Annotated in this window: 10 protein-coding genes; 6 read left to right on the top strand and 4 right to left on the bottom strand. The window is 71.0% G+C overall.

Annotation, left to right across the window (positions count from 1 at the left end; genetic code table 11):
• Positions 1 to 2,759, top strand: a 2,759-nt coding sequence (locus tag FL311_RS35635) for a non-ribosomal peptide synthetase (RefSeq protein ID WP_141332145.1), incomplete at its 5' end; no start/stop codon positions are given.
• Here the strand turns inward: FL311_RS35635 and FL311_RS35630 are convergent.
• From FL311_RS35630 to hflX, 3 genes are read right to left on the bottom strand one after another with little or no spacing between them, the layout of a single operon-like run.
• A complete protein-coding gene (locus FL311_RS35630; protein WP_153882717.1) occupies positions 2,729 to 2,890 on the bottom strand; it encodes a hypothetical protein in 162 nt (53 codons plus the stop codon). The genes FL311_RS35635 and FL311_RS35630 overlap by 31 nt on opposite strands.
• A 26-nt stretch (positions 2,891 to 2,916) precedes the next feature.
• A complete protein-coding gene (locus FL311_RS35625) occupies positions 2,917 to 3,357 on the bottom strand; it encodes a hypothetical protein (RefSeq protein WP_046711455.1) in 441 nt (146 codons plus the stop codon).
• A gap of 51 nt (positions 3,358 to 3,408) precedes the next feature.
• The gene (gene hflX, locus FL311_RS35620; protein ID WP_141332144.1) at positions 3,409 to 5,061 is read right to left on the bottom strand and encodes a GTPase HflX; all 1,653 of its coding nucleotides are present in this window, start codon (positions 5,059 to 5,061) and stop codon (positions 3,409 to 3,411) included.
• A gap of 163 nt (positions 5,062 to 5,224) precedes the next feature.
• On the opposite strand from hflX, the gene proB reads away from it, so the two are divergent.
• The gene (gene proB / locus FL311_RS35615) at positions 5,225 to 6,352 is read left to right on the top strand and encodes a glutamate 5-kinase (protein ID WP_141332143.1); all 1,128 of its coding nucleotides are present in this window, start codon (positions 5,225 to 5,227) and stop codon (positions 6,350 to 6,352) included.
• 10 nt (positions 6,353 to 6,362) lie between these two features.
• Here proB and FL311_RS35610 read toward each other — a convergent pair whose 3' ends face one another.
• Positions 6,363 to 6,827 (bottom strand): hypothetical protein, encoded by a 465-nt coding sequence (locus FL311_RS35610; RefSeq protein ID WP_141332142.1) that lies wholly within the window; start codon positions 6,825 to 6,827, stop codon positions 6,363 to 6,365.
• A 246-nt stretch (positions 6,828 to 7,073) separates the two neighbouring features.
• On the opposite strand from FL311_RS35610, the gene FL311_RS35605 reads away from it, so the two are divergent.
• The 4 genes from FL311_RS35605 to FL311_RS35590 all read left to right on the top strand — a co-directional run.
• Positions 7,074 to 8,102 (top strand): YafY family protein, encoded by a 1,029-nt coding sequence (locus FL311_RS35605; RefSeq protein WP_141332141.1) that lies wholly within the window; start codon positions 7,074 to 7,076, stop codon positions 8,100 to 8,102.
• Complete coding sequence (locus tag FL311_RS35600; protein ID WP_141332140.1) at positions 8,099 to 9,028, top strand: YafY family protein; 930 nt, start codon at positions 8,099 to 8,101, stop codon at positions 9,026 to 9,028. Before FL311_RS35605 ends, FL311_RS35600 begins: the two co-directional genes overlap by 4 nt.
• A gap of 6 nt (positions 9,029 to 9,034) precedes the next feature.
• Complete coding sequence (locus FL311_RS35595; protein WP_141332139.1) at positions 9,035 to 10,630, top strand: FHA domain-containing protein; 1,596 nt, start codon at positions 9,035 to 9,037, stop codon at positions 10,628 to 10,630.
• A gap of 120 nt (positions 10,631 to 10,750) precedes the next feature.
• Positions 10,751 to 11,463, top strand: a 713-nt coding sequence (locus FL311_RS35590; RefSeq protein ID WP_228557303.1) for a phospholipase D-like domain-containing protein, incomplete at its 3' end; no start/stop codon positions are given.

Genomic DNA, 11,463 nt, shown 5'->3' with positions numbered 1-11,463 from the left:
TCTGGGAGTACAACACCGCGCTGTTCGACGCGGCGACGGCGCGGAGGATGGCGGGGCACTACGTGACGCTGCTGGAGGGACTGGTGGCCGACCCGAGCGTGCGCGTCGGTGATGCGCCGCTGCTCGCGGAGTCGGAGCGGCGGCAGCTGCTGCGCGAGTGGAGTGGGCGCGAGACACCGGACGCGGTCGCGGGGCTGATGCACGCGTGGATCGAGGCCCAGGTGGCGCGCTCGCCTGACGCCGTGGCGGTGACGGATGGCGTGGCCTCGCTGACGTACGTGGAGCTGGAGCGGCGCGCGAACCAGCTCGCGCATCACCTGCTCGCGTTGGGGGTGACGCCAGGGAGCGCGGTGGGCCTGTGCCTGGAGCGCGGCGACCTGGAGATGCCGGTGGCGGTGCTGGCCACGCTGAAGGCGGGCGCGGCGTTCCTTCCCCTGGACCCGAGCTATCCGGCCCAGCGGCTGGCGCAGATGCTGGAGGACACGGGCGCGCCGGTGGTGCTGGTGCAGGGAGCGCTCGGCCGCGCGCTGCCCGAGCATCCAGGGACGAGGCGGGTTCGCCTGGAGGATGAGGCCGCGCGAATCCGGACGAGGCCCGTGCAGGCACCGGCGCTGTCCCTGTCTCCCGAGACGCCCTGTTACTTCGTCTACACGTCGGGGAGCACGGGGCGTCCCAAGGGCATCCTCATGTCCCATCGCGCGGTGGGGAACATGCTGCGGTGGCTGCTCGCGCGCACCGTGGACCCGGGGGCGACGACGCTGCAGTTCGCGTCGCTGAACTTCGATGTGTCGTTCCAGGAGCTGTTCGGCACGTGGTGTCTGGGCGGCACGGTGTTGCTGGTGGGGGAGGCGGAGCGCAAGGACCCGGTGGCGCTGCTCGGGCGCATGGTGGCGCATGGCGTGGGGCGCTTGTATCTGCCCTTCGTGGCGCTCCAGGCGCTGTGCGAGGTGGCGCAGCATGAAGCGAAGCTGCCGCCCCTGCGCGAGGTGGTGACGGCGGGTGAGCAGTTGCAGGTGACGCCCGCGCTGGTGTCCTTCTTCGAGCGACTGCCGGGCTGCGTGCTGGAGAACCAGTATGGCCCGTCGGAGGCGCACGTCGTCACGGCCTGGAGGGCGCGAGGCCCGCCGTCGACCTGGCCCGCGCTGCCTCCCGTCGGGGCGCCCATCTCCAACGTGAAGGTGTACGTGCTGGACGAGCGGGGCGCGCCGAGCCCCGTGGGCGTGGTGGGGGAGGTGTACGTCGGCGGCGCGAGCCTCGCGCACGGTTACTGGGGCAGGGCGGAGCAGACCGCGGAGCGCTTCATCCCGGACACGCTGAGCGAGGTGCCGGGGGCGCGGCTGTATCGCACGGGCGACAAGGCGCGGTGGCTCGGCGACGGGAACCTGGAGTTCCTGGGGCGCGTGGACGGACAGGTGAAGGTGCGTGGCTTCCGCGTGGAACTGGGCGAGGTGGAGGTGGCGCTGAAGGCGCTGCCGGGCGTGAGGGACGCGGTGGTGGTGGCGAGGCAGGAAGAGGGCGGCGAGAAGCGACTGGTGGGCTACGTGGTGCACGAGGCGCCGTGTGACGTGGAGGTGCTGCGCGGGCGCCTCGAAACACGGTTGCCGGAGTATCTGGTGCCGAGTGTGCTCGTGCGCCTGGACGCGCTGCCGCTGGCTCCCACGGGCAAGGTGGACCGCAAGGCGCTGCCCGCTCCGGGGTCGTTCCAGCGCGCGACACGTGAGGGACATCAGGAGCCTCGCGACGCACTGGAGCGCACGCTGGTGGGCGTGTGGGAAGAGGTGCTGGGAGTCCGTCCCGTGGGCGTGACGGAGGACTTCTTCGCGCTGGGTGGTCACTCGCTGATGGCCATCCGGCTGCTCGCGCGCATTCGCGGCGCGGTAGGCAGGAGCTTGCCGGTGGCCGCCCTCTTCCAGCGCGCGACGGTGGAGCACGTGGCCTCGGTGCTGCGACGTGAGTCGTCGTCCTGGACGCCGCTGGTGCGACTGACCGAGGGACGTGGACGTCGGCCCTTCTTCTGTGTGCATCCCGTGGGCGGCACGGTGCTGAGCTACGCGGAGCTCGCGAAGCACTTGGGGCCGGAGCAGCCGTTCCACGGGCTCGAGTCACGCGGGCTCGATGGTGAAGCGCCCCCGTGTGAGAGCATCCCCGAGATGGCGAGCCTCTACCTCGCGGCGATGCGAGACGTGCAGCCGCACGGGCCCTATCGGCTCGGAGGCTGGTCGATGGGCGCCAGCATCGCCTGGGAGATGGCGCAGCAGCTCGAGCAGCGAGGAGAGCGGGTGGAGGTGCTCGCGCTCATCGACGGCTTCGTGCGTCCGTACGACGGAGACGGCGCCGCGCCAGGGCACGACGAGGCGCAGCGCTTCGGCGAGCTGTTCCAGTTGGACCTGCTACGCGCGATGGGACATGGCGAAGCGGCCCAGAGCGCCGAGACACCCGAGGCACTGCTGCGCATCCTGGAGACCCACGCTCGCGAGCAGGGAAGTGGCGTCACGCCGTCACTCAGTGCCTTGCGCCGCGTCTTCGAGGTGAACCTGTTGGCCGCGTGGCGCTACGTGCCTCGGCCCTACTCAGGGCCCGTCGTCTCCATCGAAGCGACGGGCACGCACCGAGTTCACGGCTGGGAGCAGGTGGCGACAGGCGCGCTCACCGTGCACGCGATTGCGGGAGACCACTACTCCATCCTGCGCGCCCCCGACGTGGGACAAGTGGCCTCGGTCCTTCGGGGCTACCTGGTCGAAGTCGACGACAGTCCGTAGCCGGAGCGCCTGGCGCCGCGACGCAGCCACCACACGAGCAACGGCCCGAGGGTGATGACAAGGAAGAGGCTGAAGTCGAGGAACAGCTCGCCGGAGCTGGGGTAGTCGCAGTCAACAATCGTGAACTGCATGCCTCCCCCCTCTTTCACAGGCGACCTCAGTACCGCCGGGCGCTCGCCTCGGGGGCGGCGCCACGGATGCGCCAGACCGTCAGGCGCTGCGAGTTGGTGTGGCTCACCACCATGCCGTCCTGCTGCATCTGCTCCAGCAGGCGGTGGGTCTTCAGTCGGTCCAGCCCCACGGCCTTCGCCAGCACGTCACCGGGCAGACCGGTGATGTTGCTGCGCAGCTCGTTGACGATGGCCTTCTTGAACTCGCTCTTCTGCAGGCCGTCCAGGTCCTGCGTCCTCCACGCCTGGAGGATGCCCGCGGCGATGAGCACCAGCGTCAGCACCGCCACCAGCGGGTAGATGATGTGGCTGTTCTGCTCCAAAATCTCGAAGTACTTCGGAGACATGGAGGAGACCGGACGGGTGTAGTCCGGCACCGCCTGGGCGAGCAGGACCGACGACAAGGTGGACGCGAGGGAGATGGACACGGCCCCCCGACTCTAGGGGGAGCCATGCCACCTCGCAACCCGCACGCCGCGTCAGACGATGCCCATCGACTCGGACGCCCCTTCGGCGAACAGCGTGGTGTCCGCCTTCGCCAGGAGCGTCTGCAGCCCGTCGCGCGTCTGGGCGCTGATGGCCACCCCGCCCCGCGAGCGGAGCAGCGACTCCACCTCCTCCGCGGAGAGCAGGTCCGCCTTGTTCCACACCATCAACCGGGGCTTCTCCATCAGCCCCAGCGACGACAGGATCTTCTCCACCGCCTCCACCTGGTCGTCGCGCGCCGGGTCGCCCGCGTCCACCACGTGCAACAGGAGGCTCGCGTCGTACAGCTCCTCCAGCGTCGCGCGGAAGGCCGCCACCAGGTCCTTGGGCAGGTCCCGGATGAAGCCCACCGTGTCGGTGATGATGACTTCGCGCTCCTGCGGGAAGCGCAGCCTGCGGCTCGTCGGGTCCAGCGTGGCGAACAGCTTGTTCTCCGCCAGCACCTGCGCGTTGGTGATCGCGTTGAGCAGCGTGGACTTGCCCGCGTTGGTGTACCCGACGATGGAGATGACCGGCAGCTCGCGGCGGTTTCGCTGCGCCCGCCGCACGCTGCGCTCCCGGCCAATCGTGTCGATGCGCTTCTCCAGGTGCGTGATTCGCTCGCGCACCCGACGTCGGTCGATTTCGAGCTTCGTCTCACCGGGGCCGCGCCCACCGATGCCGCCCGCGAGCCGGCTGAGCGAGTCATCGCTCTGCACCAGCCTGGGCAGCCGGTACTTCAGCTGCGCCAGCTCCACCTGGAGCTTGCCCTCGGCGCTCTGCGCGCGCTGCGCGAAGATGTCGAGGATGAGCTGGGTGCGGTCCAGGACCTTGAGGCTGGTGGCCTCGCCGATGTGGCGCCCCTGCGAGGGGGTGAGGTCCTTGTCGAAGATGAGCAGGTCCACCATGGACTGCATCGAGCGCAGGTTCAGGTCCTCCAGCTTGCCCCGCCCGATGAGGTAGCGAGGGTCCGCCTCGCGCTTCACCTGGAGCACGCTGTCCACCACCTCCACGCCCGCGGTGCGCGCCAGCTCCCTGAGCTCCGCGAGGCTCGCCTCCGCCTGCGCCCGGTTGCCGTCCAGGCACACCGCCACGAGGATGGCCTTCTCCCGCCCACTCACCGCGCGCGCCGCCGCCTTGCGGTTGAACTCCTCCTCCAGCGCGTCCAGCGTGTCGATGAGGTCCGGCTGCTCCAGGTGCACGGAGGGCAGGGTGGTGACCTGCCAGAACTCACCCGTGCCGTTCTCCGGCACGAGGTGGGCGTAGTGCAGCACGCCCGGCAGCCCCTCCTGTCCCACGCCCACCGCGGCCACGCAGTCCAGGCGCAACAGCGCCAGGTCCGTCAGGTCGTCCTTGGTGAGCGGCTCGCTCTTGAGGTGCGTGTGCACCAGCCGCAGGCCACGCAGACGCACCTGGCCCGCACGCGCGCGGCCGATGTCCGGCAGCTCCAGCTTGTGGGCATTGCCCACCACCACGTGCTCGATTTCTCCCTTGCGGTTGATGAGCACGCCCACCTGTCGGTTCGTCTCGTGGGACAGCTCGGTGAGGTGGCGGGCGAGCTCGGGCGACACGATTTCGTGAGGCGACACGCGCCGGCGGAAGGTGTTCCGCAGCCGGTGTTGCTCGTTCGCCTTGAGGCCCAGGGTGTTGCCGTAGATTTCCTTCAAACGCTTGCTCTCCTGACGGAAGCCGGCTGACCCCGTCCTTCCCGGCACTTTATACGGCGCCCCAACGATGTGGCTGACACGCCCCTCCGGCCCGGGTTGCCGGAACCGTAGTGAACACACGGCCCTTGCGCCCTGTTTCCTTTTCCGTCCTACGCTCGCGGACGTGACTCACTCGGGACGTAACGCCCTGCGCGCCGCGAAGCGCGTGGTGGTGAAGATCGGCACCAACGCCCTCACGCACGCCACCGGCCGCTTCAACCGCGAGCACTTCGTGGCGCTGGGGGAGGACCTGCTGTGGGCGGCCCAGGGCCGCGAGCTGGTGGTGGTGTCCAGCGGCGCCATCGCCCTGGGCATGGAGCGGCTGGGCCTGGGCTCGCGCCCTCGCGACATCCCGGGCAAGCAGGCGTGCGCCGCGGTGGGACAGAGCCGGCTGATGCAGGCGTACGAGGACGTCTTCGGCGCCCAGGGACAGGCGGTGGCCCAGGTGCTGCTCACCCACGAGGACATGCGGGACCGGCGGCGCTACCTCAACGTGAAGCACACCCTGGAGCGCCTGTTGTCCGCGTCCGTGGTGCCTGTCATCAACGAGAACGACACCGTCTCCGTGGACGAGCTGAAGTTCGGCGACAACGACACGCTGGCGGGCCTGGTGGCCGGCGTGGTGGAGGCCGACGCCCTGGTGCTGCTCTCCGACGTGGAGGGCCTGTTCACCGCGGACCCCCGCCGCGACGCGGGCGCGCGCCTGCTGGACACCGTGGAGGAGGTCACTCCGGACGTGCTCGCGCTCGCGGGAGGCACCTCCAGCGGCGTGGGCACCGGCGGCATGGCGACCAAGGTCCGCGCCGCCGCGAGCGCCGCCGAGCAGGGCATCCGGGGCGTCATCACCTCCGGCGCCTTGCCCGGCCGGCTGCGCGCCGTGCTGGAGGGCGCGCCCGTGGGCACCCTCTTCGAGCCCACCGGCGCGCGCCGGGGCTCCCGCGCCGCGTGGATTGCCCACGCGCTGCGCCCCCTGGGCACACTCACCGTGGATGCCGGCGCGCGCGAGGCCATCGTCCACGGCAAGCGCAGCCTGCTGCCCAGCGGCGTGAAGCAGGTGACGGGCGACTTCGACCGGGGCGATCCGGTGGACCTGGCGGACGCGTCCGGCGAGGTGTTCGCGCGGGGGCTGGCGTCCTACGGCGCGGACGAGCTGCGGCGCATCGCCGGACGGCGCACGTCGGACATCGAGTCCGTGCTGGGGTACCGCTACCTGGATGAGGCCGTGCACCGCGACGACCTGGCGGTGCTGTAGCCGGCGTGGATCAGATGGAGCAGGAGGTGCCGCTCTTGCCGCCGTCGGTGCCCAGCTGCATGAGGGCTCGGAACTCGGGCGAGTCCACCTTCATCAGGAGCAGCGACACTTCCAGCTCGCCCGGCACGCGGCCGAGCTGCAGCTTGCGCTGCTGGCCGTGGAGCAGCGCCAGCTCCGAGTGGCCCTTGGCCTCCGGCAGCAGCAGGTCCAGCTGGAGGAGGAAGGACTCGCCCTCGGCGCGCGGCATCAGCACCAGCCGGTAGTCCGCCGTGGCGGCGCCCGGGCGACGGCGCTCGGCGCGCAGCGTGCGGCCCGTCTCTCCGAGCAGCTTGGGCTGGGCCACCAGCCGCCCGTCGCGCCAGACCTCCACGGCGAAATAGAGGGGCTCGGCTTCAGCGGAGGCAGGCATCATCCCGCAGAACAACCCCACCAGCAGTGCCAGCCCGGCGACCACGTCACGGAAGGTGCGGTTCATGGAGAGGTCCCTTCTGAAGCTGGCGCAGGAATATCCCAAGTCGCGCCCATAGTGCGAGCCCTCCTTGGCGGGTTCAACCTTCCCACCTGTGTTGCAACCATCACACAATTAATTACCTGCTTGCCTGTTCAGTCCGGGGTGGCTATCAGCCTGGACGCGCGCGGGCCGGGCCGTTGTTTTCCTCCAGTCACGTGCCCCTTCCTTGACCCCCTGGGGTCCGCCCGGCATCGTCGCCGACCTTCCCGAATGGACCGCACCGAACGCATCCTCGACCTCGTGGCCCTCTTGCTCGACGCGCGCGAGCCCATCTCCTGGGCCGAGCTGCGCGAGCACTTCCCCGCTGATTACGGAGGCTCGGACGACGCCGCCGAGCGCAAGTTCGAGCGCGACAAGGCGGAGCTGGTGGAGCTGGGCTTCCCGCTCACCTACGTCCAGGGAGACGACGAGCGCCGCGACGGCTACATCGTCGACCGCGACGCCTACTACCTCCCGGAGGCGGACCTCACCAAGGAGGAGCTGGCCGTGCTCTACGCCGCCGGCTCCGCCGCGCTCACGTCCGGCGCCTTCCCCGGCCGCGATGACCTGGCGCACGCCCTGCGCAAGATTGGCTTCTTCGCCGGCCAGTCGCTGCCCACGCCCAGGGTCCGCATGGAGCTGGGCGCGGTGCAGGAGGGACAGGAGAAGGAGATCTCCGCCCGCCTGGAGCAGCTCTGGGACGCGTGCGCCGCGCGCAAGTGGGTGGAGATTTCCTACGCCAGCCCCAAGCACCCCCACGCCACCCAGCGCCGCGTGGACCCGTATGGCCTGGCGCTCCGGCGCGGCGTGTGGACGCTGGTGGGCCACTGCCAGCTGCGCGGCGGCCTGCGCACCTTCCATGTCCACCGCGTGCGCGAGCTGAAGGTGAACACCGCGCGCCCGCGCACCCCGGACTTCCAGGTGCCGGAGGACTTCTCGCTCGACAACCACGTGGCGTACTTCCCGTGGCAGCACCGCTTCCACGAGCCGCAGGAGGTGGTGCTGCGGCTGTCGGGCGCGCTGGCCTCGCGCGCCTCGGGCCTGTTCCCCGGCGCCGTGCTGGAGCAGGTGGCCGAAGGGGGCATCACCCGGGCCCACCTCAAGGTGAGCTTCCTGGATGGCCTGGTGCGCTTCTGCCTGTCGCTGGGGGCGGACTGCGTGGTGGAGGGACCCCAGAGCGCCTGTGCCCGCCTGCGGGAGATGGCCGCGCGCGTGGCCAACCGCCACGCGGACGCGCAGGAAGACAAGGTGAGCGCATGAGCAACGTCCACGAGCGGCTCCGCCGCCTGCTGTTCCTCGTCCCCTACGTGTCCAAGAACCCCGGCGTCACGGTGGAGGCGCTCGCGCGCGCCCTCAACGTCAGCCGGGAGGACCTGCTGGAGGAGCTGGACCTGCTCACGTGCGTGGGCCGGCCGCCCTTCAACCCGGACGACTACATCGACATCTACGTGGACAACGACCGCGTCTACGTGGACCTGGACCAGCGCCTGTTCGCGCCGCCCCGGCTGACGGCGGGGGAGGCCGCGGCCCTGGCCGCCGCGGCGGAGCTGCTCCGGCCGGCCTCCGGGGACGCGCTGCAGAGCGCCCTGCAGAAGCTGGAGCGCGTGCTGCCGCCCCAGGTGCGCGAGCGCTACCGGGAGATGTACCGGAAGATCGACGCCTCCGCCGAGGCGCCCCAGGCCCTGGGACCGCTCACCCGCGCGATTCTCGAGCGGCGAGAAGTCACCTTCGGATATGCCAGCCCCGGACGCCCCGCCGAGCCCCGCAGGGTGCGCCCGTACGAGCTGCTCAGCCACCGGGGGCAGTGGTATCTGCAGGGCTTCTGCCACACCCGGCAGGACGCCCGACTGTTCCGGCTGGACCGGATGGAGGACCTGGCCGTCACCGACACCCCCTTCCTCCCCCCGCCCGATGCCCGGGCGGATGTCCCCAATCCCGCCCGGAGCCGCTCCGAGGCGTCCGTCCGCGTGCGCTTCTCGCCCGTGGCGGCGCCCTACGTGAAGGAGCGCTTCGGCCAGGACGCCCGCCCGCTCGCTGACGGGGGCGTGGAGGTCCTGGTGGCCGGCGACAGCGAGCGCTGGCTCACGCAGTGGGTGCTGTCCTTCGGGGGCGAGGCGGAGGTGATGGAACCCGTCTCCGCGCGAGCCGCCGTTGCCCGAGCGGCGCGAGCCTCGATAGGATTGTAGAGCCCCATGCCTTTCCAGCTGACGATCTCCGAGGGAAAAGACGCCGGCAAGGAGTTCGTCTTCGACCAGGACTCCGTGCTCATCGGTCGTACGTCCGAATGCGACGTCGTGCTGTACGACCCAGGTGTCTCCCGCCGCCACTGCCGCCTGTTCCTCGACGGTGACGCCTACAGCGTCGAGGACCAGGGCAGCGCCAATGGCACCCTGCTCAATGGCACCTCCGTGCAGACGCAGGCCCTGGAGGACGGCGACAAGCTGACCCTGGGGCCGGTGACGTTCGTCTTCACGCTGATGACGGCCGACGCCGCCACCGGCGAGGAGGAGATACCCGCCGGCGCCGAGGACGGCGCGAACAGCACGCGCATCGTGTCCGTGGACGCGCTCAAGCGTCAGCGCAACAAGGGCGTGGCCCTGGCCCCCGAGGGCGCCGACGAGCAGTCCCTGGCGGAGATGCGCCAGGGCGCCACGCGCAACAACCTCCGGGCCCTGCGTCCGGCCGGCCAGAGTGGCGCGCGCGCCGCGCTGCCCGCGTCGGCGGAGGCCCCCGCGGCCATCGAGCGCGCCGCGTCCTCCGCCCCCGCGCGCGCCCGACCCGGCACGGGGGCTTCAGCGCCCGTGCGCTCCAGGCCCACCTCCAGCGCGGGCGCCGCCAGCGGCCTGTCCGCCGCCGAGCGCGCCCGCATCCGCCGCGAGTCGCCGGGCCTGGTCGCCAGCGCGAAGCTGTTCTGGGCGGACGCCACCAACATGGTGCGCGGCGGCATCATCGGCGGCGCCGTGGCGCTGGTGCTGGGCATCTTCGGCCTCCTGTACTGGCTGGTGCTCAGCGGCGTGGACACGGGACCGGTGGGCGAGGAGCCCGCCATGCTCACCGGGCAGCCCATCCGCGACTCGTTCGGCCTGGGGCCGGACGTGACGTGGAACCGCCCGGACATGAAGATCTTCGAGTGGGAGTACACCGCCGCCACCCGCGCGGTGGTCATCCTCCACTACCAGGCGCAGGGCATCTCCAAGGACGAGGTGATGGTGAGCGTCAACGGCGTGGACGTGGGCAAGGTGCCCCCGGACACGCTGGCCAGCCAGGACCGCTCCCTGGAGCTGATGATTCCCGCCCAGCACCTGAAGAAGGGCGAGCCCAACCGCATCGTCTTCGACAACACGAAGAACCCGCCGGGTGAGGACCCCTGGCGCATCTGGAACGTGTGGGTGGAGCGCGCGCTGCTGCCGGACCTGCTCCCCGAGGAGCTGGTGCGCCAGGCCAGCGAGTCCTACAAGCGCGGCCGCAAGAACAGCGACACGCCGGACATCGGCGCGCGCAACCGCTACGAGGCCTGGAAGGGCTTCCGCGAGGCGTGGCTGATGCTGGAGGCCCACCCGGAGCCCAAGCCGGACCTCTACTACGAGGCCCGCGAGCGCATGCAGACCGCGCAGCAGGAGCTGGACCGCACCTGCGCCAAGCTGCTGCTGGAGGTGGAGAAGTACTACAACCAGGGCAACTACAAGGCCGCCGCCGCCACCCTGGACCACGTGAAGCAGTACTTCCCCGAGTACGACCAGCCGTGTGCCACGCGCGCGGAGAACAAGCGCGCCGAGTACGGCCTGTAGTCGTCGCGGGTTTTCGCCGGGATGCACCGTCCTCTGCAGGACGGTGCATCACCCCGAGGGGCCGTGCGCGAGGCCCGTCGGGTTGCCGGCGCGAGGGGCCGTCCTCACCGTAAGGTCGCCATGCGCGACCTGGAGGTCATGAGCGAGAGGACGGGTGTCTCGGGCGAGGAGCCGCCCGAGGCCGGCTGTTCCCAGGGCCCCCTGCCGGAGCAGGCGCCCGTCTGGAGCCCTGGGGTCTCCAGCCTCCTGCTGGCGCGCTACTACCTGCCGCGCGGCCACTCGGTGGTTCGGGGCAACGCGTGCGAGCTCTTGCGCGACGGCGTGGAGGCGTATCCGGCGATGCTGGACGCCATCCGCCGGGCGCGGCGCTACATCCGCCTGGAGACGTACATGTTCATCACCGACGCCGTCGGTGAGCTGTTCGGCCAGGCGCTCGCGGAGGCGGCCGAGCGGGGCGTGCACGTGAAGGTGCTCTACGACGCGGTGGGCTCGTGGAGCAGCCGCAAGTCGTACTTCGACACCCTGCGCCAGCGCGGCGTGGACATCCGCCCCTTCAAGCCCTTCAACCTGTCGCGCGGCTGGCGCCACCTGCTGCGCCGGGACCACCGGAAGATCCTCATCGTCGACGGGGAGGTGGCCTTCACCGGGGGCGTCAACATCTCCGCGCACTGGGCGCCTGCGGGGGAGGGCGGCGGCTGGCGCGACGACGTGCTGCGAATCGAGGGGCCGGCGGTGCACGCGCTGGAGCGCCGCTTCCTCGCCACGTGGCGGATGATGTTCCAGGACCGCTTCCACCGCTGGGCCACGGGCCTGGGGCGGCTGCGGCGCCGGCG

Source organism: Myxococcus sp. AB025B, assembly GCF_006518215.1.
Taxonomy (GTDB): domain Bacteria; phylum Myxococcota; class Myxococcia; order Myxococcales; family Myxococcaceae; genus Myxococcus; species Myxococcus fulvus.
This window is presented reverse-complemented; position numbering and strand designations above follow the sequence as displayed.

Excerpts from the sequence above, each read along its gene's own strand:
- FL311_RS35630 (WP_153882717.1), bottom strand. The coding sequence starts at position 2,890 with ATGCAGTTCACGATTGTTGACTGCGACTACCCCAGCTCCGGCGAGCTG.
- FL311_RS35605 (WP_141332141.1), top strand. The coding sequence starts at position 7,074 with ATGGACCGCACCGAACGCATCCTCGACCTCGTGGCCCTCTTGCTCGAC.
- FL311_RS35610 (WP_141332142.1), bottom strand. The coding sequence starts at position 6,827 with ATGAACCGCACCTTCCGTGACGTGGTCGCCGGGCTGGCACTGCTGGTG.
- FL311_RS35600 (WP_141332140.1), top strand. The coding sequence starts at position 8,099 with ATGAGCAACGTCCACGAGCGGCTCCGCCGCCTGCTGTTCCTCGTCCCC.
- FL311_RS35595 (WP_141332139.1), top strand. The coding sequence starts at position 9,035 with ATGCCTTTCCAGCTGACGATCTCCGAGGGAAAAGACGCCGGCAAGGAG.